This is a genomic window from Streptomyces sp. F001 (assembly GCF_004187715.1).
Lineage (GTDB): Bacteria > Actinomycetota > Actinomycetes > Streptomycetales > Streptomycetaceae > Streptomyces > Streptomyces flavusporus.
The window spans coordinates 34860-60901 of record NZ_QZWF01000001.1 but is presented as its reverse complement, the minus strand read 5'-3'; the positions used below and the strand labels follow the sequence as shown (position 1 = coordinate 60901).

The following is a 26042-nucleotide window of genomic DNA, read 5'->3' as shown; positions in this document are numbered from 1 at the left end:
CGCTCACACCATCCGAACCGGTGGACACAAAGGCTCGCGCCTCACGAGGGCCACGATCGTAGCCATTTTCTGCATGACCAGAACAACAGCGAGGGCAGGGTTCACGGAATGTGACTCCCTTACGAACCAGCATGGTTGGCGCACAGTCACCCCAACAAGCGCTTCGGGCATATTCCAGCGCGAAGGAGTATCCGTGCGGCATACTGTGCGACGCTCGTCGCGGGGGGTCGAACAGGCGGTGGAACAGGGCCTTCCCGCCGGGCGAGCAGCGGCGCGCACCGCTGGATCCGGAGCCGCCCCAGGGGCAACACCGGCACGGCTCGCGCTCGGAACCACTCGCATCCCACACAAGGTACCGGAGCGGACCTTCGACTCCGGGACGTGACGAGTCACACCTGGGACACAAGGAGATATCAACGCTCAGTGATACCGGTATGCCACAATCCGCGACACGCGCGGCGACCTGGTCACCGAGTCCGCAGCCCAGCGCCGTGTCCGTCCACCCCGGTTGACAGATCCTGCGCCAAGAGCTCCTCACTCTCCGTACCGCCTCCCGCACGGTGGGTTCGCACCCAGGCGCGCTTCAGATGCAGATGCACCTCCGCCTCCCAGGTGAAGCCCATGCCGCCGTGCACCTGAAGGCAGTCGCGGGCACCGCGCACGGCCGCCTCGTCGGCGAGCAGCCGGGCCGCGGCGATGTCCACGGGGTCGGCGGTGACGGCCGCCGCGTACACGGCGGCACGGGCCACCTCCACGCGGACCAGCATCTGCGCACACAAGTGCTGTACGGCCTGGAAGGCGCCGATCGGACGTCCGAACTGCGTGCGGGTACGGGCGTGTTGCACCGCGAGCTCACAGATGCGAGCGGCGCTGCCGAGCTGCTCGGCGGCGGTCAGCAGCACGGCCGTCGGATCCGCCGCGCCCAGAGGCGCCGGCTCCGCGTGCGGGGGCGTGCGCGAACCCTTCGCCCCAGGCGGCCTCGTCGCGCCGCGCACGCCTGTCACCACCGCGGCCCCGGCCGCCTCCGGCACACGGTGCAGCGGCGTGAGCGGGTCCACCGACCGCAGGGGTACGGCCCCGTGTGCGTCCCCGCGCACGACGTCGGCCTGCGTCAGCCACTCCACCAGCCCGCTGCCGTCGACCGCCGCCACGACGACCGACCCGTCGGCCGCCCCCGGCACCGCGCCCGCCGCGAGATGCGTGGCCAGCAACGGGCCGGGCAGCAGGGCCCGTCCGGCCTCCTCGAAGGCCAGCACGGCCTCGGCCGGCCCGAGTCCGACCCCGCCGTCCGCCTCGGGCAGTCGTAGCGCGAAGAACCCCGCCGCGCCCAGCTCGCGCCACAGCCCCCGGTCCAGGACGGGCGCTTCCACGGCCGCCCGGAGCGCCTCGTCGTCGAAGCGCCGCACGAGCAGCTGCCGTACGGTGTCCCGCAACGCCCGCTGTTCCTCGGTCAGTTGGAAGCGCATGTCAGCGTCCCTTCGGCAGCCCGAGGATCCGTTCGGCCACGATGCTGTGCTGGATCTGCGAGGTGCCGGCCGCGATGGTGTACGACAGCGAGGACAGCCGGTCGAGCACCCAGGGCCGGTCCAGGTCGAGCGACTCGGTGCCCAGGACGTCGGCCGCGGCGTCGTACAACTCCTGACGCGCGTGCGAGTACCTCAGTTTGAAAACCGAACCCCCCACGCCGGGCACCCTGCCCGACGCCTCCGCCTCGCTCACGTTCCACTGGGTCAGCCGCCACAGCGCCCGGAACTCCGCGTTCAGCCGGCCGAGTCGCCGCCGCAGCACCGGATCGTCCCAGCGTCCGTTCGCGCGCGCCTGCCGGGCCAGCTCCCCCAGTACGCGCCGACAGGCCACCACCTCGCCCACGAATGCCGTCCCCCGCTCGAACGACAGCGTCACCATGGTCACCCGCCAGCCGTCGTTCTCGTCCCCCACCCGGTTGGCAATCGGCACGCGCACGTCGTCGAGGAACACCTCGGCGAACTCGGCCGACCCCGCGAGCGTCCGCAACGGCCGTACGGTGATGCCCGGCGCGTCCATGGGCATGGCCAGCCAGGTGATCCCACGGTGCCTGGGCGCCTCCGGATCCGTCCGCACCAGCAGTTCGCACCAGTCGGCGACTTCGGCGTGCGAGGTCCAGATCTTGGACCCGCTCACCACGTAGTCGTCGCCGTCCCTGCGCGCGCGCGTGCGCAGGGCCGCGAGGTCGGATCCGGCGTCCGGTTCGCTGAAGCCCTGGCACCACACCTCCTCGCCGCGCAGGATGGGCGGCAGCCAGCGCGCCCGCTGCCCGGCCGTGCCCTCGGCGGCGATGGTCGGCCCCGCGTGCAGCAGCCCGACGAAGTTGGCCCCCACATAGGGGGCGCCCGCCTTTTCCGTCTCCTCCAGGAAGATCAGCCGCATGGTCGGGGAGGCGTCCCAGTGGACGTCGGCGTATCCGGCGTCGTACAGCATCCGCTGCCACCCGAGGTCGTAGGCCCGCCGGGCGGGCCAGTCGTCGGGGGACGGTTTCGGCGGCAGCGTGGGCAGCACCTTGCCCAGCCACTCCCGCAGGCGCTCCCGGAAGTCCTCCTCCTCGGGCGTGTACGACAGGTCCATCAGCGGTCCAGGTCGAGGTCCAGCATGCGGATCGCGTTGCCCCGCATCAGCTTGTACACCGTCTCGTCGTCGAGGCCCTTGACGTGGTCGAGGGCCACTTCCTTGGTGTGCGGGAAGGTGGAGTCGACGTGCGGATAGTCGGTCTCGAAGGTGGCGTTGTCGCGCCCCACGACGTCCAGCGAGGCGATGCCGTGCTTGTCGCGGAAGAAGCAGCAGTAGATCTGCCGGTAGTAGTACGTCGACGGCGGCTCCGGAATGGTGTCGCGGACGCCGCCCCAGGCGCGGTGCTCCTGCCAGACGTCGTCGGCGCGTTCCAGGGCGTACGGGATCCAGCCCATCTGCCCCTCGGAGTAGGCGAGCCTGAGCGTCGGGAACTTCACGAGCACGCCGCTGAACAGGAAGTCCATCATCGAGGCCATGGCGTTGTTGAAGGACAGCGAGGCCTGGACGGCGGGCGGGGCGTCGGGAGACGCGGCCGGCATCTGCGAGGACGAACCGATGTGCATGTTGACGACCGTCCCCGTCTCCTGGCAGACCGCGAAGAACGGGTCCCAGTAGCCGGAGTGGATGGACGGCAGCCCCAGATAGGTGGGGATCTCGGAGAAGGTCACCGCCCGCACTCCGCGGGCCGCGTTCCGCCTGATCTCCTCCACCGCCAGCTCGACGTCCCACAGCGGGATCAGGCACAGCGGGATGAGCCGGCCGCCGCTGTCCCCGCACCACTCCTCGACCATCCAGTCGTTGTAGGCGCGCACACAGGCCAGCGCGACCTCCTTGTCGTGCGCCTCGGCGAAGGTCTGTCCGCAAAAGCGCGGGAAGGTCGGGAAGCACAGGGACGCCTCGACGTGGTTGAGATCCATGTCCTTCAGCCGCTCGGCGGGGTCCCAGCAGCCCGGCCGCATCTCCGCGCGCGTGATGCCCTCCAGGGTCATCTCGTCGCGGTCGAAGCCGACGGCGGCGATGTTGCGCTTGTACGGGAACTTCAGGTCCTCGTAGATCCACCAGTCGGTGGGCGGGCCGTCCGGGTCCATGGTGATCTGGTACTTGCCGCCGACGTAGGCGAGTTCGCCGATCCCGGCGGTGAGGGGTTTGGGGCCGCGGTCGCGGTACTTCTTCGGCAGCCAGGTCTCGAAGAGATGCGCGGGTTCGATCACATGGTCGTCGACGCTGATGATGCGGGGCAGTTCGGTCATGGGTCCCCTCCGCGGAGATACGGATCTGATGCTCCGTCAGATAGCGCGCTGAGGGAAGGCTAGTCCCGCACCCCTGGACCGACAAGGCGCCGAGCCCTACGCTCACCCCACTATCTGACTAGCCGTCAGCTGGACAGGGGGCCGACGTGAACGACACCGCGCACGCGCTCAGCACCTCCCGTACCCTCTGGGACCTGCTCGTCCGCCGCGCCGACCGCACCCCCGACCGCCCTGTCCTGCTCCAGGACGACCGCTCGGTGAGCTTCGGCGCGCTGCGCGAGGGTGCCGAGCGGGCGGCGGCCGGCCTGTACGGCATGGGGGTGCGCCCCGGCACGGTCGTCGCCTGGCAGCTGCCCACCCGCATCGAGACGGCGGTGCTGTCCTTCGCGCTGGCCCGCCTGGGCGCCGTACAGACGCCGCTCATCCCGTTCCTGAGGGACCGCGAGGTCGGCTTCGCGCTGCGGGAGTCGCGGGCCGAGTACCTCGCCGTACCGGGCGAGTGGCGCGGCTTCGACCACACGGAGATGGCGCGCCGCCTCGGCGCGAAGGGCGTCTTCGAGGCGTACGACGACCTGCCCGACGGCGATCCGGCCGTGCTGCCCCCGCCGCCGGCGCAGGGCACGGAGGTCCGCTGGATCTACTGGACCTCCGGCACGACCTCCGAGCCCAAGGGCGTCCTGCACACGGACCGTTCACTGATCGCGGGCGGCTCCTGCCTGGCGCACGCCCTGCGGCCCACCGCCGGGGACGTGGGGTCGATCGCGTTCCCGTACGCGCACATCGGCGGCCCCGACTACATGGTGATGCTGCTGCTGTACGGCTTCCCCGCGGTGCTGGTCGAGCAGTTCGCACTGCCTCAGGCGCTGGCGGTGTACCGCAGGCACGGGGTGACGCTGGCGGGCGGGTCGACGGCGTTCTACTCGATGTTCCTGGCCGAGCAACGCAAGCAGCCGGACACGCCGGTCGTGCCGACCCTGCGGCTGCTGGCCGGCGGCGGGGCACCGAAGCCACCGGAGATCTACCACGCCGTCGTACGCGAGATGGGGGTGCAGCTCACCCACGGCTACGGGATGACCGAGGTCCCGATGATCACGATGGGGGCGCCGGACGACACGCCCGAGAACCTGGCCACCACGGAGGGGCGCCCGCCGGACGGCATGGAGATACGGATCGTGGACGGAGAGGTGCGGCTGCGCGGGGAGGCCGTGTGCCGGGGCTATCTGGATCCTGCGCAGACGGCGGAGGCCTTCGACGCGGAGGGCTTTCTGCGCACCGGCGACCTCGGGCGTCTGACGGAGAGCGGGCATCTGGTGCTCACCGGCCGCCTCAAGGACGTGATCATCCGCAAGGGCGAGAACATCTCGGCCAAGGAGATCGAGGACCTGCTGCACCGGCATCCGGCGGTCGCGGACGTGGCGGTGATCGGGCTGCCGGACGCCGAACGCGGTGAGCGGGTCTGCGCGGTGGTCGAACAGCCGCCGGGGGCGGGTGCGTTGACCCTGGAGGCGGTGACGTCGCATCTGCGCGCGGAAGGGCTGTCCGTGCACAAACTGCCGGAGCAGCTGGAGGTGGTGGATGCCCTTCCGCGGGGCGAGACGCTGCGCAAGGTGCTCAAGTACAAGCTGCGGGAACGCTATTCGGGCACGGTGAAGTAACGGGCGAAGGCGGGCACGATCTCCACCTCGCTCACCTTGCCGTCACCGTCCGTGTCGAGGGCGGCGGCCGCGGAGTGCGCGATGTTCTCCGGCACGCCGAGCACCTTCAGGACACGTGCGGTGTCCGTGACGGTGGCGGCTCCGTCGCCGTCGGTGTCCGCCACGGCGATGGCGGCGTGCAGGAACGGGCGGGCGATCTCGGCGAACCGGTCCGGGTTGTCGCGCAGTCGCTTGACCGCGCCGTTCACGAACTCCTCGCGGGTGATCCGCTGGTCACCGTCCCGGTCCGCAATCCCGGCCATGCCCTGCCAGAAGGCCTCGGCGCCGACGTACAGCGCCTGCCCCTTGTCGGACCGGGCCGCGGTGCCGAACTCCGCGAGCAGCGCCTTGGCCGCACCGCTGAAGTCCTCGCGGTCGATGTAACCGTTGCCGTCCTGGTCGAAGGTGGCGAACCGGGCCGCAATCCTGCGCTCGTACTCGCTGCTGACCATGTCTTTTCGGGCCGCCTCACGTCATCTCGGGGTGCATCTCGCACGGAGCGTACGACGTCGGGGGCGGTCCCGGAGCGGGAAACCCACGGTTGTGCCAAGACCGGGGGAATTCTGGAACAACGATGTGAACGACGTGGCAGAGGTCACGCCGAGAGGGGACGCGCCTCGTCGGACGTCGCGGACGGCAGATCCGCGTGCACGTCGAACAGCCTGCGCACACCCAGCGCGCCGAGGACGCGGTTGACATGGGAGCCGTCGGCCGCCCCCTGAGCCGGAAGTATCAGACGGAGCCGTCCCTGACAGGAGCGCAGCAGACGGCGGGCGGCGATGAGCACGCCGACACCGCTGGAATCGCAGAACCAGACCTCGGAGAGGTCGAGGACGAGACTGTGGCGGCCCTCGGCCACCAGGTCGTGCACCCGCTGACGCAACACGGGTGACGTCACCAGGTCCAGCTCGCCCGACACCTGGAGCACGGCCCATCGGCCCTGCTCGCCGCCGGTCACATTGAACGCCACCACCATGCCCTTCGCTCGCCGAAACGGAAGCAACTCCTACACTTCCTCGCAGCGCGGCTGCCCAGCGGCCGTTCCCTGAAACACCTCACCGAAAACGAAACCCGAACGAAAAAGGCTTGTTTCAGTCGCATTCGATCCTGTTCGATCAGGCCTGAGCGCATGGTGACGGGGTAGACGCGGCGTAAGTCCACTATCACCAGCGGCTTGTCGGGGAGCGCACATTGCCACAAAGGGGCGTGCACTGTCGGACGTGCCGACTACATTCGAGGTGGCGAGGGACACACGCCGGACACCGGGACGGAGCACGGGGAGGGGGCCGTATGGCGAAGAAGGACGCACCGCCCCGCTGGGACCGCAAGATGCAGCAGCGCCTCGCCCGCGGTGAGGCCGCCGCCCTCGGTGAGCTCTACGACCGGTTCGCCTCCCTCGTGCACGGCCAGGCCCACCGTGTGCTCGGCGACGAGCACGCCTCCGACGGCATCACCCGTGAGGTCTTCGCCCACCTCTGGGAGCACCCGGAGGCCTACGACCCCGAGCAGGGCCCCCTGCGCTCCTGGGTCGCCGCGCTGACCCACCGGCTCGCCGTGCAGCGGCTGCGCGCCACCGAGGCCGCCGCGCTCGCCGAGAGCGACCACGACTCCTCCGAGGACCTGGAGCGCAAGGTCCGCCACGCCTACGTCGCCGCCCGCGCCGACTACATCGTCCAGTCCATGCCGGCCCCGCTGCGCGCGGCCCTGGAGCGTGCCTACTTCCAGCGCCGCGACTACCGCCAGACCGCGACCGACCTCGGCGTCACCGAGGACGAGGCCCGCCGCAGGCTCCGCCTCGGCCTGCAACTGCTCTCCACGGCCCACGACGCCGGCATGCCCGGGGCGCCGCCGGGATACGGGGGTGCGGTGTGACGGAGGCGGACCGCTTCGGGGCGTACGACGAGCATGAGGGGTTCGGGGAGCAGGAGGACCACGGGAAGGACGAGGAGTACGGCGAACACGAGAGGTACGGCGGAGACGGGGAATACGGCGAGCACGGCGATTCCGGCAACGGAAAGAAGGGCGACCCTGACCCGCCCCACGGCATCCGGGACGGCGGCTCCCCGCAGGGGCCGGACGGCCCCGGCGACGGCGACGACCACGCCCCCGTACCCGGCCGGCAGCCGCCCCGCATACCCATGCCGCGCGCCTCGGTCGAGGACAGCGGACGGCCGCTGCCCGCCCTCGACGACCTGCGGGCGGCCATGCCGGACCCCGCGCCCCTCGTACTGGAGCACCACGTCCTGAAGTCCCTCCTCGGAGCGTGGGCGCTGGCCGCCTGCTCGGCCGAGGAGACGGCGGCCGTCGAGGAACACCTCGGCACCTGCGGAAGCTGCGCGGACGAGGCACGACGGCTGCGCGAGGCGGTCGGCCTGCTGCAGCGCCCGGACAGCCTCGACCTCGACCCCGGCCTGCGCACCCGCGTCCTGGCCGCCTGTCTCGACCGGCGGCCACCGCGCATCCCGGTTCCCGAGTGGGCGAGGCCGTACGACGCCGAGAGCGCGCGGCTCGACGCCCTGCTGCAGGACTTCGGGGACTCCGAGTGGCACGCGCCGGTACGGCTGCGCTGGTTCGACGGTGCGCAGGCCCTGAGCCGCCGCACCACCGTCGCGGGAGTCATCGCGCACCTGCTGGCGGTCGACGGGATCGTCGCGCTCGCCCTCGGGCTCGACGACCCTCTCGGCGGCACCGACGCCGATGCTCCGACGCCTGCCGGCCGCACGGAGGCGTACTGGCGTGCCTCGCACTTCCCGCCGACCCGCTCGGTGCGGGGGCCCTGGCGGGAGCAGAGCCACGGCATCGTGCGGACGGTGTCCTTCACCGGCGGCGCGGCGAAGCCGGCGGTGTCGTACGGCGACTTCGAGCTGCCGCTGCACGACGCGATGATCGACCGGGCGTTCGAGTGCTGGGTGCATGCGGAGGACATCGCGGACGCGGTGAACTACCCGTACGAGCCGCCGTCCCCGCGCCATCTCCACCGCATGATCGACCTCGCGGCGCGCCTGCTGCCGGGTGCGCTGGCCGAGCGGCGCCGGTCCGGTCTCGCCGCGCCCGCCCGCACGCCGCGGCGGCTCGTACCGGCCGGTGAGCCCGGCCGGACCCTGCGCCTGGAGATCGAGGGCTCCGGGGGCGGGGAGTGGCTGATTCCGCTCGACTCGCCGGCGGCGGTGGGCTCCGCGGAGCACGAGGTGGCCCATGTCGCACTGGACGGCGCCGAGTTCTGCCGACTGGCCGCGGGCCATGTCCCTCCGGAGGAGGCGGCAGCAGGGCAGGTCGGTGACCGGGAGGCGATCAGGGACGTGCTGCTTGCAGCGGCAAGCTTGAGCCGGATGTAGGGGTGGGTCCTCTGTCGCGGGCGGCTGCGGAAAGCCGTGGGCTGGTCGCGCAGTTCCCCGCGCCCCTTGAGTACGTGCAGTGGACGCACCCGTAGGGGCGCGGGGCTGTATCGATATGCGGCTCCGCCGCGTGGGCGCGAGAAACCACGACGCGCCCGCAGCCGCCCTCGAACCCAGCCCCCCGAGCTCCTAGGCGAACACCACCGTCCGGCGCCCGTTCAGCAGGATCCGGCGCTCCGCGTGCCACTTCACGGCCCGCGCCAGCGCCTGGCACTCCACATCCCGCCCGATACCGACCAACTGCTCCGGCGTGACGCCATGGCCGACCCGCTCGACCTCCTGCTCGATGATCGGCCCCTCGTCGAGATCGGCGGTGACGTAGTGCGCGGTCGCACCGATCAGCTTCACGCCCCGAGCATGCGCCTGGTGGTACGGCTTCGCGCCCTTGAAGCTCGGCAGGAAGGAATGGTGGATGTTGATGATCCGCCCGCTCAGCTGCTTGCACAGCTCGTCGGAGAGGACCTGCATGTAGCGGGCCAGCACGACCAGCTCCACACCCTCCGAGTTCACGATCTCCAGCAGCCGCGCCTCGGCCTCGGCCTTGTTGTCCTTCGCCACCGGAAGGTGGTGGAAGGGAATGTCATAGGAAGCCACGAGCTCGGCGAAATCGGTGTGATTGGACACCACCGCCGCGATCTCCACCGGCAGCGCCCCGATCCGTGCCCGGAACAGCAGGTCGTTCAGGCAGTGCCCGAACTTGCTGACCATCAGCAGGACCCGCATCTTCTCCTCGGCCCGGTGGATCTGCCAGTCCATCCGGAAGGAGTCACCGATCGCCGCGAAGCTGGCCCGCAGCTTGTCCACCGTCACCGGAGCGTCCGCCGAGAAGTGGACGCGCATGAAGAACAGTCCCGTGTCGTGGTCACCGAACTGCTGGCTGTCCTCGATGTTGCAGCCGGTCATGAACAGGTAGCTCGACACGGCGTGCACGATGCCCTGCTTGTCGGGGCAGGACAGGGTGAGGACGTACTGGTCGGCCGGGGCCGCGGCTCGGTTGGACTGCTCGTTCATGCAGGACAGGGTCCCACACCGGGCTCGGCGCGGGGCAAGTCGTCCGGCGGTCGGACGAGCTACGCCGACCGCGTGAGTATCCGCAGCACCTCGAGCGTGCGGGGCGGCGCGTCCGGGTCCTCGCCGTCGCTCACCGCCATCCGCACATGGGCGTCCCGCGCGGCCCGCACCGCCTCCGGCCACGCCGGGTGGTCGACGTAGGAGGACACCGGCGCGTCCGGCCCGACCTGGTGCATGATCCGCAGCACCCGCAGTACGGCGGTGTCGACGAGCGCCGCCTCCTGCGAGTCGCGGAAGATCGTGCCGACGTACTTCTCGGCGGACCAGTGGTCGAGCCAGGTGTCCTCGACGAGCCGGTACACGGCGTCGGTGACGTCCCCGTACCCCTCGACGCCCGCCAGCCAGACGTCCCGCTGGAACGCCGGATCGGAAAGCATGTGCAGCGCGGAGCGCACGTTGCTGCGCCAGCGCCACCACGGCATGTCGTTCAGAGGCATGTCGCCCATGGTGGATGAGCGACGCCCGCGGCGGGAAGAGTTCGCCGAACCTTGTACACCTTGCACACCTTGCACGGTCATCGATCGTACGTTCTTCGCCACGCGCCGTTCACCGGCCCCCGTAATTCACCTTTACGTCACCAGGCGTTGACCAAGGGTCACTCCTGGGTTAGCAATGTGTCGGAATCGTGCGGATGCATGACCGGCAGGCGACGCATCCGCAGCACCTTCCTCCCCGCCCTCCTCAGGCGACCCGCCAGAGCCATCCGCACAGCGGGCGCCCTGGTGGCGTGCGCGTCGCTCGCCGCCGGTTGCGGGATCATTCCCGGCACGGGTTCCGGGGACGACCCGATCACCGTCATGACCTGGGCGCCGCAGGAGACCAACGCCACCAACAAGCCCGGCATGCCGGCCCTCGCGCTCGCCTACGCCCGCTACGTCAACTCCAACGGCGGCATCAACGGCCGCAAGCTCCGGGTCCTGCTCTGCAACGACCACAACGACAGCGTGGGCGCCGCCAAGTGCGCCCGTCGTGCGGTCAAGGAGAAGGCCGTCGCGGTCGTCGGCTCCTACAGCCAGTACGCCGACTCCTTCTTCCCGATCCTGGAAGGTGCGGGCATACCGTACATAGGGGGCTACGGCATCACGAACGGCGAGTTCACCAGTCCCCTCTCCTACCCCGTCAACGGCGGCCAGCCCGCGCTGCTGGCCGGCCTCGGCAGGGAGCTCGCCAGGACCTGCGGTCCGGTCTCGCTGGTCCGGCCCGACACCATCGCGGGCGACGAACTGCCCACCCTGATCAACTCGGGCCTGCGGGCGGGCGGCCACAGCACGGCGAGCGACCTGCGCGCCGCGGAGGACGCCACCGAGTACTCCACGCCCTCCGAGCGGGCGCTGGACCAGGCCACGACGGACCCGACACAGACGGGCTGCGTGGTGCCCGCGCTCGGCGACCGCACCAGCACCTTCATGGACTCCTTCCGGCGCGCCCGTGAGAACTACCCCGAGGTGCGGACCGGCACCGTCCTCGGCAGCGTCGACCAGACGGTCATCGACGCGACCGGCGGCGCGTCGAGCCCCTACGAGGGGGCGTACATCACCGGCTGGTACCCGGTGGAGACCGACAAGCGCTGGGACGAGATGAAGAAGGTGATCCGCGAGCAGGCCTTCACCGACACCCGCATCGACCCCGCGGACGCCGGTGTGCAGACCACCTGGATCGCGTACACCGTCCTCGAGGCCGTGGTGAAGTCGCTCGGCGACAGCGACGTGACCGCCGAATCCGTACGGCGCACCCTGGACGACGGTTTCAAGGTCACCACGGGCGGGCTCACGCCGACGCTGCAGTGGCAGTTCCAGGACGTGCTGGCCTCGGTGGGCTTCCCGCGCCTGGTCAACACCGACGTGACCGTGCAGGTCGTGCGGGACGGCCAGCTGGTCGCGGCCCGCAAGAGCGCCCTCGACGTGACGAAGACCCTGCAGGGCGCTGAGGCGAGCTGAGCCGCGAGTCGCGCCCCGCACCGGCCTCACAGCTGGGTCGGCTGCCGCTCGGTCAGGCCGTACGTCTTCGCGATCGCGTTCCACAGCTTGGCCGCCTCCGCCTTCTGTGTGCTGGCGGTGCCGCTCTCCCGGTTGCCGGCCGCGGTCTGGCCGGTGCTGCGGGCCTGGCCCTTCTTGCAGAGCTTGCCCCGCTGGCCGGCGACCTGGTCGGCCCACGCGGCGTAGTGGTTGTCGGCGGCGGCGGACGCCTTCCACGCCTTGTTCAGGGCGGCGGTCAGCGCTGCGTTGTCGGGCAGCTTGTCGACGGACAGCTCGGACAGCTGGGTGACCAGGCCGTTGCGCTGCCCGGCCGCGTCCCGCAGGTCCTTGGCCGCCTGGGCCAGGTTGCTGCAGGACTTCACGTCGTTGACCGCCTTGATCACCGTGGTCCGGCTGTCACCGCTGTCGGCGAGCAGCTTGTCCAGGGCGATGGCCTGCTGCTCGGCGGGATCGACGGACGGCGAGGCGGATGTCTCGCCGGTCGTGGGCGCCGTGGCGGAGACGGTCTTGGGGTCCTTGTCCTCCTCGCCGCCCCCGGTGGCCAGCAGCGCACCGGCGCCGATGCCCACCACAGCGATGCCGATGCCGCAGGCCGCGATGAGGGGCACGCGCGAGCCGGTACGGCCGCCGCCGTCCCGGGCAGCACGCCGGCCACCGGCCGGGCCGGGACCGTCGTACGACGGCTGCGCGGCGTGACCCGCCGGCTGCGGTTCCTGGAAGCGGGGCAGCTGCTGCGTCGCCGCGGCCGGACTGTCGCCGCCCGGCCCGCTGCGGAAGAGGTTGTCGAACTCGGCGGGCGGCTGCCGGTCCCCGTACGGGGCACCGGGCGTCTGACCGGGCACGGGCGCGATGTACTGCGTGGCCTCGGCGTCGGGACCGGACGCCGACGGCAGCGGACCGGGCGCGCTCTGCCGGGCCCGGCCGAGGTACTGGGTCGTCTCCGACGACGGCTGTGCGGACCCCCCGGCCGGCATCTCCGGCGGCAGGGCCCCGGGCCCGACCGGCGGCAGGTACTGCGTCGCCCCCTCGTCCCCGCCCGCGGCAACGGGCGGCAGATACTGCGTGGCCCCTTCGTTCCCGGGCGCGGACGCGACGGGCGGTATGTACTGGGTGGCGCCTTCGTCGGGGCCGGAGGCGGGCGGCAGGGCGGCACCGTGCGCGGGCCGCCGGTGGGTGCCCTGACCTGCGGGTGGCAGCGAGGCGCCGGGGCCGCTCGTCGGCGTGGAGTACGTGTCCCCTCCGGTGCCGGGGGTCGGGTACGTGCCGTACGCGCCCTGTGCGTCGGTGCCGTACGCCTGGCCCGGTGCCCCCTCGGGTGGGAGCGGGCCCGGCTGGGACGGTACGGCGGGCGAGGTGTCCGGTGTGGTCCAAGGGGCCGGCTCCGGTGTGCCCCACGCCTCCGTGGGCGGCGTCTGCCAGCCCTGGCCCGACGGTGGGGCCGGGGCCTGGTGCTGGTCGGGGCCCCACGGCTGGCCCCAGGCCTGGCCGCCGGGCGGGGCCGAGGCCGGGATCCGACCGCCGGGGGCAGCCTGCTGCGGGCCGGCAGGCCGGTCGGCAGGTCCGCCCGTCATGCCCGGCAGCAGCGGCTCGCCACCGTCGGAGGGCAGCACGATGCCTTCGTGCGCGGGCCGCGCCGAGGGCTCCTCGCCCTGTCCACTCTGCGTCACCGGGACTCCTACGAATGGGGGACCTTCGGAATCGTCGGCTCACGCTACCGGGTCCCCGGAGCCCGGTGCCACGCAGCACAGGACCTGACCTCCTGCCCTGTGACCGCGGTAACAAAACCGGCCCGCGGCACGCTGCTTATGTCACCTCCTGCTCGCCGCCCCTTCGTTTCCCGCATGTTCACGCACGCGCAGGGCGCTTGTTCACGCTGCCGCCTGCAGCTCCAGCCGCGCCCCGAACTCCCGCACCACTGCCTCCTCCTGGAACGGCTCCAGCCGTTGCTGGAAGTCCTCCAGGTACTCGGCGCCCCGGTTGGAGCGCAGGGTCTCCAGGAGGTCCACGGCCTTCAGCCCCGTATGGCAGGCCTGCTCGATCTCACGCTGCTGCACCTGCGCTGTGGCGAGCAGCACATAGCCGATGGCGCGCCTGCGGGCCCGGGACTCGGGGTGCCCGTCGAGGGACTCCTGCGCGTAGCGCGCCGCCGCCTCGGCCTGGCCCAGGTCGCGGTGGCAGTGCGCCAGCTCGTCGGCGAGGTAGGCCTCGTCGAAGTGCGCGATCCACGCCGGATCGTCCCCGGACGCGGCGTCCGCCTGCTCCATGGCGCTCACCGCGCGCCCGGCCGCCGACTCGGCGGCCCGCGCATCGCCCATCAGCGCGTGCCCGCGTGCCTCCGCCGCGTGGAACATCGCCTCCGCGCGCGGGGTCACGCGCCCGCGCGCCCCCTCCTGCGCCGCACGCGCCAACTGCGCGATCTCGCGCGGGTTCCCGAGCTGCGCGGCGAGGTGGCTCATGGACGCGGCGAGTACATATCCGCCGTATCCGCGATCGCCGGCGCCCTGTGCCAGCCGCAGCGCCTGGATGTAGTAGCGCTGGGCGAGCCCGGGTTGCCCGGTGTCGACGGCCATGTACCCGGCGAGCTCCGTCAACCGCGCGACGGAGGCGAAGAGTTCACGCCCGACGGCCTCCCGGTAGGAGCCGGCGAGCAGCCCGGAGACCACGCTGTTGAGGTAGTGCACGACGACCGGGCGCACATGCCCGCTGCCGTACTGGTGGTCCAGGTCGACCAGCGCCTGCGTCATCGCACGCACTGCGGCCACGTCGGACTGGCCCACGCGCGGTCCCGCCGCACGCGCCACCTGCGCGTCGGGCGCGGAGATCAGCCAGTCGCGGCTCGGCTCGACCAGCGCGGAGGCGGCGACGGAGGAGCCGGCCAGGAAGTCCCGGCGGCCCACGTCACTGCGCCACAGCTCACACACCTGCTCGATGGCTCCCAGTACCGTCGGCGAGAACTGGAGGCCGACGCCCGAGGCGAGGTTCTTGCCGTTGGCCATGCCGATCTCGTCGATCGTGACCGTACGGCCGAGTTTGCGGCCGAGCGCCTCGGCGATGATCGCCGGGGCCCGTCCGCGCGGCTGCTGTCCGCGCAGCCAACGGGCCACGGACGTCTTGTCGTAGCGCAGGTCGAGACCGTGCTCGGCGCCGCACATGTTGACCCGGCGGGCCAGCCCGGCGTTCGAGCAGCCCGCTTCCTGGATGAGCGCCTGCAGCCGTTCGTTCGGCTGCCGCGCAACGAGAGGCCTTGCGGCCATTGGCGTACCCCCTGTGGCTGCGGTGCCTGCCCACGCACCGAGTTGGTCGGTCTTCCCGACCGGGACCTCCGCCTTCGTCCTTCGTCCAGAGGCGAATAAGTTCCGGCCGTGAAGATCAATGCCCCACGGACATGCGCAAAATGCGAGTCATGCGGGGATTGCTGAGGATTGCCGGGGTGACGGCGGGTGCCGTCCCCACACCTGGCTACCCAGCTCCCACCGCGGATCCTCCCGCGCGCCCCCACACGTGCATCCATGCGCCCCGAACGGCGAATCAATGCTCCTCCCCCGCGCGCGGACTGGCCGTAACCCCAGGTTGGTGCGGGAGTTGAGTGGAGCGTGGAAGAGACGATCCCGGCCACCGAAGCCGCCCAGATTCCGAAGCAGCGCGGGGAATCGCTGCTGGACACCGCCGTTCGCTACGCCGAGGAGCGCCACTGGGACGTGTTCCCGGGCACCTGGCTGGAAGCCGTCGACGGGGTGCAGCGCTGCTCCTGCGGTGACGCCGCGTGCGGTGCGCCCGGGGCGCATCCGACGCGCCCGGACTGGGAGACGCTGGCGACGGGCAGCGCGACCGTCGCACGCCGGATGTGGCAGAAGCAGCCGCACGCGTCGATCCTGCTGCCGACGGGCCGTACGTTCGACGCGATCTGTGTGCCGGAGACGGCCGGGTTTCTCGCACTGGCACGGATGGAGCGGATGGAACTGACGCTCGGGCCGGTGACGTTGACGCCGGACCGGCGGATGCAGTTCTTTGTGCTGCCGGGTGCATCGGTGAAGGTTCCGGATCTGGTGCGCAAGCTGGGGTGGTCGGTTGCCTCGCTCGATCTCGTGGCGTTGGGCGAGGGGGCGTGGGTGGCTGCGCCGCCTACGCGGTTCGGGTCGCGGGGGGCCGTGCAGTGGGCCTGCCGGCCTACGGCTGCGAATCGGTGGTTGCCGGATGCGGAGGAGTTGGTCTCGCCGTTGGCCTATGCGTGCGGGAGGGATCGGTAGCGGTTCGCCCAAGGAGCTGCTTGGTTGGTCTTTGTTCGGCGACTGCGGGTTGTCTTTGGCTGGTCGCGCCCACGCGGCGGAGCCGCATATGTCAACGTCCCGCGCCCCTTGGGGCGTTGTTGCACCGTAGGGTTTTTGCATGACCGAGCGAGCGAAGACGGGGACGGCCGCCGTGCGGGTGCGGGGGCTCTGGAAGCGGTTCGGGGAGCAGGTTGCTGTCGGGGGGATCGATCTGGAGCTGCCTGCGGGGCGGTTCATCGGGCTTGTCGGGCCCAACGGGGCCGGGAAGACCACCACGCTGTCGATGGTGACCGGGCTGCTGCGGCCCGATCAGGGGAGCGTCGAGGTCGTGGGGCACGACGTGTGGCGGGACCCGGTGGAGGTGAAGGCCCGGATCGGGGTGCTGCCCGAGGGGCTGCGGCTGTTCGAGCGGCTGTCGGGGCGGGAACTCCTGGCGTACACGGGCAGGCTGCGCGGACTGCCCGGCGCCGAGGTCGACAAGCGGACCACCCAGCTGCTGGACGTCCTCGACCTGGCGGGCGCCCAGCACAAGCTGGTCGTCGACTACTCGACCGGTATGCGCAAGAAGATCGGGCTGGCGTGCGCGCTGCTGCACAATCCCGAAGTGCTCTTCCTCGACGAGCCGTTCGAGGGCGTCGACCCGGTGTCCGCGCAGACCATCCGGGGCGTACTGGAGCGGTACACGGCCTCCGGCGCCACCGTCGTCTTCTCCTCGCATGTGATGGAGCTCGTGGAGTCGCTGTGCGACTGGGTGGCTGTCATGGCCGCCGGGCGGATCCGTGCCCACGGGCCGCTCGCCGAGGTCCGCGGCGATGCCGCCACCCTCCAGCAGGCCTTCCTCGAACTCGTCGGCGCGGGCGTCCGCGATGCCGGCTCCGACCTCGACTGGCTCGGCGGCGGCGCGCGATGAGCACCGTCACCGGCACTCTGGTCCAGCTGAAACTGTCCCTGCTGCGCAACGGGCTCCGGCAGTCCGCCGGCCGGCGCGCCGCCTACATCGCTTCGGCGGTCGTCACGCTGCTCTTCGCCGTGCTGCAACTGCTCGGCCTGGTCCTGCTGCGCGGCAACGCGCACGCCGACGCCGTGGTCGTCCTGCTGGCGGCGGTGCTGGCGCTGGGCTGGGCGGTGATGCCGCTGTTCTTCCCGGGCGGCGACGAGACCCTCGACCCGACCCGGCTGGTGATGCTGCCGCTGCGGCCCCGGCCGCTGGTGCGGGCGCTGCTCGCGGCCTCGCTGGTGGGGATCGGGCCGCTGTTCACGGTGTGCCTGTTCGCCGGTTCGGTGATCGCCGTGGCGCGGGGGGCGGCAGCGTACGTCGTCGGTGTGGTCGCCGTCGGGCTGGCGCTGCTGGTGTGCGTGGCCCTCGCGCGGGCCGTCGCCACCGCCAACATCCGGCTGCTGACCAGCCGCAAGGGCCGCGATCTGGCGGTGCTGAGCGGGCTGGTCATCGCGGTCGGGGCACAGGTGGTCAACTTCGGGGCGCAGCGCCTTGGTTCGTCCGGGCTCGGACAGCTCACCCCGGCAGCCGACGTGCTGCGCTGGGTGCCGCCCGCCTCGTCGATCGGGGCGGTGGACGCGGTCAGCGAGGGCTCGTACGGGATCGCGGCAGCCCAACTCGCGCTGTCCGTCCTGGCGTTGGTGGCGCTGCTGGCGATGTGGGCGCGGCATCTGACCCGGCTGATGACCTCACCGGACGGATCCACCCTCCAGGCCGCCGGCGACACCACCGTCCGCGACCGGCCGTCGACGGGCCTCGCCCGGCTGCTGCCCTCCGGACGCACCGGCACCGCCATGGAGCGCAGCCTGCGCTATGTGTGGCGCGACCCCAAGACCAAGGCGGCCTGGGTGACCTCGCTGGCCATCGGGCTGATCGTGCCGGTGTTCAACGCGCTGCAGGGCACCGGCTCCATCTACTTCGCCTGCTTCGCCGCCGGCATGCTCGGCATCCAGATGTACAACCAGTTCGGCCAGGACACGTCCGCGTTCTGGATGGTGGCGATGACCGTCTCCTCGACACGTGACGCCTACGTCGAACTGCGCGCGCGGGCCCTCGCCCTGCTGGTGATCACGCTGCCGTACGCCGCGCTCGTCACCGTCCTGACGACGGCGGTGCTCGGCGACTGGGCCCGGCTGCCCGAGGTGCTGGGGCTGTCCTTCGCCCTGCTCGGCTCGATGCTGGCGACCGGCGCCTGGACCTCGGCGCGTTTCCCGTACTCCATCCCGCAGGAGGGCTACAAGAACGTCGCCCCCGGGCAGGCCGGACTCGCCTGGATCGCGATCTTCGGCGGGATGGTGGCCGCGGCCCTGCTGTGCGCCCCTGTCATCGCCGTGACGATCTGGATCAACACCAGCGCGGGCGGGGACGCGTGGAGCCGGCTGCTGCTGCCGGTGGGCACCGTGTACGGGGCGGCGATCGCGTATCTGGGGCTACGCCTGGCGGCGCCGCGTACGGCAGCACGGCTGCCGGAGATCCTGACGGCGGTCAGCAAGGGGTGACGGACCGGGGGTGTCCGACGCCGGGCACCCCCTGGCGAGCACCGTGCGTGTCAGGTGCCGAGTACGTCGTCCAGGAACGGTTCGATCGCTGCGCGCCATGCGTCCGGCTGGTCGTAGTGCACGAGGTGGCCGGCGTCGGCCACCTCCGCGTACTCGCCGCGGGGCAGGACACGGACCATTTCCTGCGCCTCGGCCCGGCCGAGCTCGCCGTCGAGGCCGCGGACGACCAGGGCGGGGCACTGGACCTGGGCAAGCTCCTCCCAGTGCGCGTCGTAGACCCAGGTCTCGCGGGACTTCAGCATCTGGTCGGGTTCGAAGACGGGCCGCCAGCCGTCGGGCGACTCGTGCATCACCTCGGCGTAGAACTCGCCGCGGGCCGGGTTCGGCCGCTCCACCCAGGGGTCGTCCTCGCCGAACCACTTGCGGACGTCGGCGAGGGTGGCGAAGGGCACGGGCCAGGCCTTGAACCAGGCGGCCCACTCACGCTGCGAGGCCGCCCCCAGCGCGGAGGCCCGCATGTCGCAGATGATCAGCCCGCGCACCAGGTCGGGGCGTTTGGCGGCCAGCTGCCAGGCGGTCAGGGCGCCCATGGCGTGGCCGATGAGGACGGCCGGGGTGAGACCGAGCTGTTCGAGCGCGGCCTCGGCGTCGTCCACGTACGCCTCACGGGTGAAGGAGACCTGCGGGGACTTGTCGCTCTGGCCGTGGCCGCGCTGGTCGAGTGCGACGGCGCGGTGACGTTCGGACAGCCAGCGGGCGGTGGAGGCCCAGTGCGAGGCGCGGGCCATCAATCCGTGGAGTAACAGCACTCCTGGTGAGGGATCGCCGTCGGACGGAGCCGGATCGGGATCGGCCCCGGCCGGATCGAGGTCCGCCCTGGCCCGGTCCGGGTCCGCTTTGGGCGGGTCGCCGAACTCCCAGGCCGCGAGTCGTACGCCGCCCGCCCCGGTCACGTCGATGCGTCGCGCCATTGATGCTGGCACCCCCCAAGCTTCGCTCGGCCTGCCTGCCGTCGTAGGTACCGCCCGTGCCTGCCTGTCATACCGGTACTGCCTGTACTACCGCACTACTCGCGACTCGCGCCGCCCATCCCCCATGAGCCTCGCCCGCACCCGAAGACTATCGAATAGCTTTTCGAGAATGGGCTTTCTGCGAGCAACACCCCTCCTTCGAGTGACACCGCTCAAGGAATGATCCCCGCCGTCGAGGGGAGATGTTCTGCGGGGGGCGGACCGCTCGGGGAAACCGGTCCGTGAGGAATGACCCTGAGAGCTCGGGGCTCCGGGTCAGCACAGGGGAGGACAGGCCCCGGCGCCGCACGGCGCCGGGGCTCTCCACGCGACTCCGGCCCATCCACCCGCCCCCTCCGGCCATACGCCCCGTCATATGCCTCACGCGACAGCCTCGCACGCGGAACGCCCGTGCGCTGCAATTCGGCACAGGGAGACCCGGATTCGACGAGATCGACGGCGCCAGGACCCCCAACTCCCGGTGAATTCCCCGGAGTTGAACGGTTGCCGCTCAGCGCTTGGCGACGAAGACGTGGGAGGCGACGTCCGACTCCAGCTCGGCAGCCTCACCGCCGCTGCCCACCAGCACACCGCCGGCCGACTCCGTCACGCTCACCACCGAACCGGGCTGCACACCCGCCCGGCGCAGCGTGTACATCAGCTGCGCGTCCGTCTGGATCGGCTCGCCGATCCGGCGGACGACCACGGTCTTGCCCTCCACGCCCGGGTCGAGGTCGGCCAGCGACACCATCCCCTCGTCCAGGAACGGGTCGGCGCCGTCCTTCTCGCCCAGCTCCTCCAGGCCCGGGATCGGGTTGCCGTACGGCGACTCGGTGGGGTGGCGCAGCAGCTCGAGCACCCGCCGCTCCACGGCCTCGCTCATCACATGCTCCCAGCGACAGGCCTCCGCGTGCACCTGCTCCCACTCCAGGCCGATCACGTCGACGAGCAGACACTCGGCGAGCCGGTGCTTACGCATCACGCGGGTGGCCAGCCGACGGCCCTCGTCGGTGAGCTCCAGGTGCCGGTCGCTGGCCACGGACACCAGACCGTCGCGCTCCATCCGCGCCACCGTCTGGCTCACCGTCGGCCCGCTCTGGTCGAGCCGCTCGGCGATCCGGGCGCGCATAGGGACCACGCCTTCCTCCTCGAGCTCGAGGATGGTGCGGAGATACATCTCCGTGGTGTCGATCAGTCCGGACATACGTGCCCCTCGATGAGATCTGCCGAAGGCTCGACGGCTCTCCGGCGCGTGCGCTGGCCCTGGCTTCAATTCTGCCGGATACCACCGACAACCGTGCCGCGCCGTTCAAACCAGACGGTTACATGCTGGTATGCGGCGGCCGTGAGCACACCGTCGACGCCGCCGTCACCCCCGTATTGACATCCCACTGGTCCAGACCGCACCGTGATCCGCGACACCGGCACGCACAGCAGCGCAGCGAAGGAGCTCGCATGAGCGACAGCAAGCTGGCCGACCAGTACCTCGACGCCGCGATCGGCCTGCTGCACCGCATCCGCGACGAGGAGGCCGAGCCGATCACGGCCGCCGGCACGCTCCTCGCCGACACCGTCGCCACCGGCGGCCGCCTCTTCGCCTTCGGCGCCGGACACTCCTCCCTCGCCGCCCAGGACATCGTCTACCGGGCCGGCGGACTCGCCCTGATGAACCTGCTGGCCGTACCCGGAGTCGTCGGCGTCGACGTCATGCCCGCCACCCTCGGCTCCGCCCTCGAGCGCGTCGACGGCCTCGCCACCGCCGTCCTCGACTCCTCCCCGCTCCGCGCCGGCGACGCCCTGGTGATCATCTCCCTGTCCGGCCGCAACGCCCTCCCCGTGGAGATGGCGATGCACGCCCGCACCCTCGGCGCGAAGGTCATCGGCGTGACCTCCGTGGCCTACGCCGCCCGGACGACGTCCCGCCACGCGTCCGGCACCTACCTGAAGGACCACTGCAACATCGTGCTGGACTCGAAGATCGCGGTCGGCGACGCCGAGCTCACCCTCGACACCGTCCCCGCCCCCTTCGCGCCCGCCTCGACCGTCGTGACCACGGCCCTCCTCCAGGCCGTCATGGCCACGGCAGCCGGCACCCTCGCCGACCGCGGCATCGACCCCCCGCTGCTGCGCTCCGGCAACGTCGACGGCGGCCACGACTGGAACGCCCGCGTACTGGAGGAGTACGGGGACCGGATCTTCTACCGGCACTGAAGCGCCCCGAAGGGGCGCGAGGCTGTATCGACATGCGGCTCCGCCGCGATGGGGGTCCCCCCGCTCGAGCGGAGCCGAGAGTGGGGGAGCGACCAGCCACGACGCACCCGCAGGTGACATACCGGACTTCCGGCGGAGCGCTTCAGTCCTTGTCCGGCGGCAGCAGCCCCGCCAGGTCCAGCGCCGTCGCGATCCGTACGGCGACATCCTCGGCGAACGCCGTGTCCGACCGCTCGAACGCGCTCCGCCCGCTCCCCCGCAGGAACGTCACGACACCCAGCGTCCGCGCCCGGCTGCGCAACACCGCGCACAACGCGTGCACCGCATCGGCCGGCCACTGCCGGGACACCGCCCACGCGCGCGCCTGCTCGGCCGCCACGCTGCCGACACTGGCCCGCACCGTGCCGATCCGCTCCACACACTGCAACGCCGGATGCCCCTCGGCATACCGCACCGGCAACCCCGCCGCACCGGCCGGCAGGCTCGGCCCCGGCGCACCCGCCGGCGTGGCGGCCACCCGCACCAGCCGTACCTGCCCCGCGGGCTCCGTGTCGGACAGCTCACCACCCGCCACCCGGTCGATCAACGCATGGTCGGCGAAACCGGCCAGCGCGAAGTCCAGGTGGACGGTCGCCGCCTCCGCCGGGTCCTCGCACTCGGCGGCCGCACGGGCCGCCCGGTGCAGCTGATTGCTGCGGAACCGCAGCAGCGCCGCCTCCTGCTCGCCCTGCTTGGCCTCCGTCACGTCCTGGAACAGCCAGCCCACCCCGAGCGGCACCGGCTCCTCCGCGAGCGGCGAGGCCAGCCGCAGAAACCCACTGCGCCAGCAGCGCCGCTTGTCGCCCTCCGGCGTGCGCACACTCACCCATATCTCGGCGGGCGCCGGCGGCGCACCCTCCGCCAGGACGTGCGTGAAGGCACCCTCCAGCTCCTCCACACCCTGCGCGAGCAGCTCACCGAGCGGCCGCCCCAGCACGGACGTACGCCCTGTACCCAGCGCACGTGCCGCATGCGCATTCACCACCGCCGGCCGCAGATCGGCGTCGACGAGGACCACACCCCAGCTCGCGTCCTCGAACAGGGCCTCGCTCAGCGCGATGGACCGCTCCAGGTCGATCTGCGCGTGGACCTCACTGAACGCGCAGTACACCCCCGCGGGCTTCCCGTCCGGCCCCCGGACGGCCGCGGACTGCGTCCGTACGAGCACCCGCCCGCCGTCCTTCGTCAGCAGCGCGAACTCGTGCACCTGACGGCCGGGCGCGTCCATGGCGGACATCAGCCGCCCCTCGACCTCCTCGGCGTCGGCGCTGCGCACCGCCCACCCGGCGAAGCCCTGCCGCCCCACGGCCTCCTCCGCCGACCACCCGAGAATCCGCTCGGCCTCACGGTTCCAGTGCGTCACGACCCCGTCGGCGTCGAAAGCGCACAGCGCCGCATCCATGCCGTCCAGCAGGGCGGCAAGCAGATCCGAACCACCCGAACCCTCCGGGCCGTCCGGCCCGGGCTCGTCCGGTCCCAGTTCGTCCGTGGTCCCACTACGCCGGGAAGCACTCACCTGGACCCCCTGCAGGCTGCGTCCGCACGTACGGCACGTCGCTTCGCTCACTTGCAATCATTCAACTCGAACGTGATGCAGCCCACACCTGGTTCCCGCAAGATTGCAAGAATCGTTGTGCGGCGGAAACCGGACGACAACCCACCGCTAACCCCCGGTGACCGACAGTCGAAGATCGACCCACTCGTCCCGCTCACCGTCCAGCACATACCGCTCCACCTCGACGAACCCACGCGCCCCCGCGAACCGCAGCCCGTCCTCATTGACCGCCAGTACGCACGTCTCGACCGCGTCGGCACCCAGCACGCGCGCGTGCGCCAGCCCGTTCTCGTAGAGCAACGTCCCGATCCCCCGCCCCCGCCACTCGGGCAGCACCCGCGCGATCACGGTCACCGCCCCCGTCTCACCCTCCGGCGGCCGCACGGTCGAACATCCCACGAGCACATCACCGACGTACGCGTTCTCCAGCCGATAGCGCCCACTGCGCTCCCGCACCTCATCGACAGAGAGCGCGGCCGGCGGCACGATCACGTTGTGCACATGCCGCCACTCCTCGAGCATGGCCTCACCCTCGACGGCCTCGATCCGCACCCCGGAGACCGGCCCCCGCCGCGCGTACACCTCGACCTCGATCTTCATACGAGGATCCGCAAGCCCGCACACCATCATCGTGGCCGCCGGCCGCACCTCCCCGAAACACCGGCGCAGCACCGGCCAGCACGGCTCGAAGTCCTCCCGCTCGGGCAGCAGATACCGCACCCGCACCACATCGGCGAACGTGCACCCCGCCTCCGCCAACGCGGCACCTATGTTCCGCAGACACTGCTCGGCCTGCTCCACCACGTCGTCCGAGATGGTCATGCTCGCGTAGTCGAACCCGGTCGTCCCCGACACATGCACCCAGTCCCCGTCGACCACAGCCCGGGCATACCCGATCCGCTCCTCGAACACCGACCCACTGAGCACCACCCGCCGCTTTGTCATGCACGGAACGCTACGTGACCATGGAGCGACACGTCTCATGGGCAACGTCCTCAGGGCCAAGGCGTAAGAACAGCAGGCAGGATTGGACTTTCGGCAGTGTCGAGCGGCCTCCGATGTCCGTACCGTCGCCTCCGTGGACAGAACGCTGATCAAGGATGGGGCGGAGGCCGGAACGGCTGTTTTCCGGCGAACTCCGGATCCGGGGAACCTTCTGACAGCGGCCGCAGTGATGTCCGCCGGTCTGAGCATGGTGAGCCTGTGGTGGGCTGTCCCCGCTGCGGCCGCCGCGTTCCTGGCGGGACGGCGGCCCGGACGGACCCGATCGACGGCGCTCGCTCTGGTCGCGCTTGTCTCGCTCGGTGTGGTGGCGCTGTCCGTCGTACCTGGCTGGCTGCCACTGGGAAGCCGGTTCGTGGCGGTCGTGGTGATCGCCACGATGCTCCCCTGGTTCGCAGGCCGCTTCTGGCGGCAGTACCAGGAACTCGTCCGGGCCGGCTGGGAGCGGGCCGAGCGACTGCAACGTGAACAGCGACTGATCGCCGACCAGGCCCGGCTGCGCGAGCGGGCCCGCATCGCTCAGGACATGCACGACGTACTCGGCCATGACCTCAGCCTCATGGCGCTGTCGGCCGGCGCTCTGAAACTCGCGCCCGGGCTCGAAGAACACCATCGACGGGCCGCAGGGGACATCAGAGCCAGAGCGGCGGCTGCGGTGGAGCGTCTCGGAGAAGTGATCGGTGTCCTGCGTGAGGAGACCGAAGACGCGCCGACACGGCCGTCCGCGTCCAGCCTTGCGCATCTGGCCGCCGAGGCGTCCGCGGCCGGGCTCGTGGTCGAACTGCACGTCGACGGCGAGGCGGACGGCCTCCCCACAGTGGTCGAACGAGCTGCTCACCGCGTCGTACAGGAGGCACTGACCAACATCGCCAAGCATGCGCCCGGCGCGAAGGCGACCATCCACGTGACGCACACGCCCACAGAGACAACGGTGGCAGTGGAGAACGGCCCGCCGTCACTCACGCCCGCTGTCCGACCGCCGGGCGGGGGGCGTGGCCTCATCGGCCTCGACGAACGTGTGCGGTTGGCCGGCGGCTCCTTCGAGTACGGTCCGCGCGACGGGGGCTTCGCGGTCGTCGCACGCATTCCGCGCACTCCCCCGCCACAGCTCCCCCCGCCCACCACCGCCGTGGCCTCATCCCCAAGCAGCGAACTGCTGCCAGAACATCGTCAGGCCCGACGCCGCGTCCGCCGGGCCCTGGTTGCCACCGTCATGCTGCCCCTGCTGACAGCCGCCGTCCTGAGCGGAGCACTCACCGGGTGGGAAATGCTGTCGGCATCGCAGTCGGTCCTGGAACCGGGCGACTACGCCCGCCTGCGCGTGGGGCAGGATCGCTCCGAGGTGGAGCCTCTCCTGCCCAACCGTCAGACGACCCACCGCCCCCTGGCCCCGGAACCGAGAGGACACGGCACGACGTGCGAGTACTACGCCATGACGGCCGACCGCTTCGACGATCGTTCCGGAGACGCCTACCGGCTCTGCTTCCGGGACGACACACTGGTGTCCCTGGACGCCCTCACCCCGTGAGCG

The 26042-nt window shown here is 71.4% G+C and carries 22 protein-coding genes; 9 read left to right on the top strand and 13 right to left on the bottom strand.

Translation table 11 applies throughout. The annotated features are described in order from the left end of the window. Positions 1-467: 467 nt before the first annotated feature. The 3 genes from StrepF001_RS00265 to StrepF001_RS00255 are packed head-to-tail and all read right to left on the bottom strand — an operon-like array spanning position 468 to position 3794. Positions 468-1466, bottom strand: a complete 999-nt coding sequence (locus StrepF001_RS00265) for an acyl-CoA dehydrogenase family protein (protein WP_129796334.1) — start codon at positions 1464-1466, stop codon at positions 468-470. A gap of 1 nt (position 1467) precedes the next feature. Further along, a complete protein-coding gene (locus StrepF001_RS00260; protein WP_129796333.1) occupies positions 1468-2601 on the bottom strand; it encodes an acyl-CoA dehydrogenase in 1134 nt (377 codons plus the stop codon). Continuing rightward, positions 2601-3794 (bottom strand): amidohydrolase family protein, encoded by a 1194-nt coding sequence (locus tag StrepF001_RS00255; RefSeq protein ID WP_129796332.1) that lies wholly within the window; start codon positions 3792-3794, stop codon positions 2601-2603. The genes StrepF001_RS00260 and StrepF001_RS00255 overlap by 1 nt, the downstream gene beginning before the upstream one ends. A 146-nt stretch (positions 3795-3940) precedes the next feature. Between StrepF001_RS00255 and StrepF001_RS00250 the strand changes: the two genes are divergently transcribed. Next, positions 3941-5449, top strand: coding sequence for an AMP-binding protein (locus StrepF001_RS00250; RefSeq protein WP_129796331.1), 1509 nt, complete (start codon positions 3941-3943; stop codon positions 5447-5449). Here the strand turns inward: StrepF001_RS00250 and StrepF001_RS00245 are convergent. Continuing rightward, the gene (locus StrepF001_RS00245; RefSeq protein WP_129796330.1) at positions 5428-5940 is read right to left on the bottom strand and encodes an EF-hand domain-containing protein; all 513 of its coding nucleotides are present in this window, start codon (positions 5938-5940) and stop codon (positions 5428-5430) included. The two genes, StrepF001_RS00250 and StrepF001_RS00245, sit on opposite strands and share 22 nt — an antisense overlap. A gap of 143 nt (positions 5941-6083) precedes the next feature. Next, complete coding sequence (locus tag StrepF001_RS00240) at positions 6084-6464, bottom strand: STAS domain-containing protein (RefSeq protein WP_129797461.1); 381 nt, start codon at positions 6462-6464, stop codon at positions 6084-6086. Between the two features lie 314 nt (positions 6465-6778). Here StrepF001_RS00240 and StrepF001_RS00235 point away from each other — a divergent pair, with 314 nt between their 5' ends. Continuing rightward, a complete protein-coding gene (locus tag StrepF001_RS00235; RefSeq protein WP_129796329.1) occupies positions 6779-7360 on the top strand; it encodes a sigma-70 family RNA polymerase sigma factor in 582 nt (193 codons plus the stop codon). Beyond that, a complete protein-coding gene (locus tag StrepF001_RS00230) occupies positions 7357-8823 on the top strand; it encodes a zf-HC2 domain-containing protein (RefSeq protein WP_129796328.1) in 1467 nt (488 codons plus the stop codon). Before StrepF001_RS00235 ends, StrepF001_RS00230 begins: the two co-directional genes overlap by 4 nt. A 189-nt stretch (positions 8824-9012) precedes the next feature. Here the strand turns inward: StrepF001_RS00230 and purU are convergent, their stop codons facing one another. Both purU and StrepF001_RS00220 read right to left on the bottom strand, forming a co-directional pair. After that, positions 9013-9894 carry a formyltetrahydrofolate deformylase gene (gene purU / locus StrepF001_RS00225; RefSeq protein ID WP_129796327.1) on the bottom strand — a complete coding sequence of 294 codons (882 nt, stop codon included), beginning with the start codon at positions 9892-9894 and terminating at the stop codon, positions 9013-9015. A 59-nt stretch (positions 9895-9953) separates the two neighbouring features. Continuing rightward, on the bottom strand, positions 9954-10400 hold the full coding sequence (locus StrepF001_RS00220; protein ID WP_206306740.1) for a hypothetical protein: 447 nt from the start codon (positions 10398-10400) through the stop codon (positions 9954-9956). Positions 10401-10589: 189 nt separating this feature from the next. Between StrepF001_RS00220 and StrepF001_RS00215 the strand changes: the two genes are divergently transcribed. Further along, positions 10590-11891, top strand: a complete 1302-nt coding sequence (locus tag StrepF001_RS00215) for an ABC transporter substrate-binding protein (protein ID WP_129796325.1) — start codon at positions 10590-10592, stop codon at positions 11889-11891. Between the two features lie 26 nt (positions 11892-11917). On the opposite strand, the gene StrepF001_RS00210 is transcribed toward StrepF001_RS00215, so the two are convergent. Together StrepF001_RS00210 and StrepF001_RS00205 are read right to left on the bottom strand one after the other, a co-directional pair. Continuing rightward, positions 11918-13597: a hypothetical protein gene (locus StrepF001_RS00210; protein WP_129796324.1), complete on the bottom strand. Its 1680-nt coding sequence runs from the start codon at positions 13595-13597 to the stop codon at positions 11918-11920. A gap of 201 nt (positions 13598-13798) precedes the next feature. After that, positions 13799-15184, bottom strand: coding sequence for a transcriptional regulator (locus StrepF001_RS00205; protein WP_129796323.1), 1386 nt, complete (start codon positions 15182-15184; stop codon positions 13799-13801). A 339-nt stretch (positions 15185-15523) separates the two neighbouring features. On the opposite strand from StrepF001_RS00205, the gene StrepF001_RS00200 reads away from it, so the two are divergent. From StrepF001_RS00200 to StrepF001_RS00190, 3 genes are all read left to right on the top strand, one after another. Further along, on the top strand, positions 15524-16177 hold the full coding sequence (locus tag StrepF001_RS00200) for a bifunctional DNA primase/polymerase (RefSeq protein WP_129796322.1): 654 nt from the start codon (positions 15524-15526) through the stop codon (positions 16175-16177). Positions 16178-16316: 139 nt separating this feature from the next. Then, the gene (locus tag StrepF001_RS00195; protein WP_129796321.1) at positions 16317-17108 is read left to right on the top strand and encodes an ABC transporter ATP-binding protein; all 792 of its coding nucleotides are present in this window, start codon (positions 16317-16319) and stop codon (positions 17106-17108) included. Continuing rightward, positions 17105-18694, top strand: a complete 1590-nt coding sequence (locus StrepF001_RS00190; protein ID WP_129796320.1) for a transporter — start codon at positions 17105-17107, stop codon at positions 18692-18694. Before StrepF001_RS00195 ends, StrepF001_RS00190 begins: the two co-directional genes overlap by 4 nt. Before the next feature lie 50 nt (positions 18695-18744). Here StrepF001_RS00190 and StrepF001_RS00185 read toward each other — a convergent pair whose 3' ends face one another. Together StrepF001_RS00185 and StrepF001_RS00180 are read right to left on the bottom strand one after the other, a co-directional pair. Then, positions 18745-19665 carry an alpha/beta hydrolase gene (locus tag StrepF001_RS00185; protein ID WP_129796319.1) on the bottom strand — a complete coding sequence of 307 codons (921 nt, stop codon included), beginning with the start codon at positions 19663-19665 and terminating at the stop codon, positions 18745-18747. A gap of 550 nt (positions 19666-20215) precedes the next feature. Beyond that, positions 20216-20908 carry a metal-dependent transcriptional regulator gene (locus StrepF001_RS00180; RefSeq protein WP_129796318.1) on the bottom strand — a complete coding sequence of 231 codons (693 nt, stop codon included), beginning with the start codon at positions 20906-20908 and terminating at the stop codon, positions 20216-20218. A 251-nt stretch (positions 20909-21159) separates the two neighbouring features. Between StrepF001_RS00180 and StrepF001_RS00175 the strand changes: the two genes are divergently transcribed. Beyond that, complete coding sequence (locus tag StrepF001_RS00175) at positions 21160-21915, top strand: SIS domain-containing protein (RefSeq protein ID WP_129796317.1); 756 nt, start codon at positions 21160-21162, stop codon at positions 21913-21915. 142 nt (positions 21916-22057) lie between these two features. On the opposite strand, the gene StrepF001_RS00170 is transcribed toward StrepF001_RS00175, so the two are convergent. Beyond that, entirely contained in the window at positions 22058-23470 is a 1413-nt protein-coding gene (locus StrepF001_RS00170) for a PAS domain-containing protein (protein ID WP_129796316.1), read from the bottom strand. A gap of 147 nt (positions 23471-23617) precedes the next feature. After that, a complete protein-coding gene (locus tag StrepF001_RS00165) occupies positions 23618-24454 on the bottom strand; it encodes a GNAT family N-acetyltransferase (protein ID WP_129796315.1) in 837 nt (278 codons plus the stop codon). Positions 24455-24683: 229 nt separating this feature from the next. On the opposite strand from StrepF001_RS00165, the gene StrepF001_RS00160 reads away from it, so the two are divergent. Beyond that, on the top strand, positions 24684-26039 hold the full coding sequence (locus StrepF001_RS00160) for a sensor histidine kinase (protein WP_129797460.1): 1356 nt from the start codon (positions 24684-24686) through the stop codon (positions 26037-26039). The last annotated feature ends 3 nt before the right edge of the window (positions 26040-26042 follow it).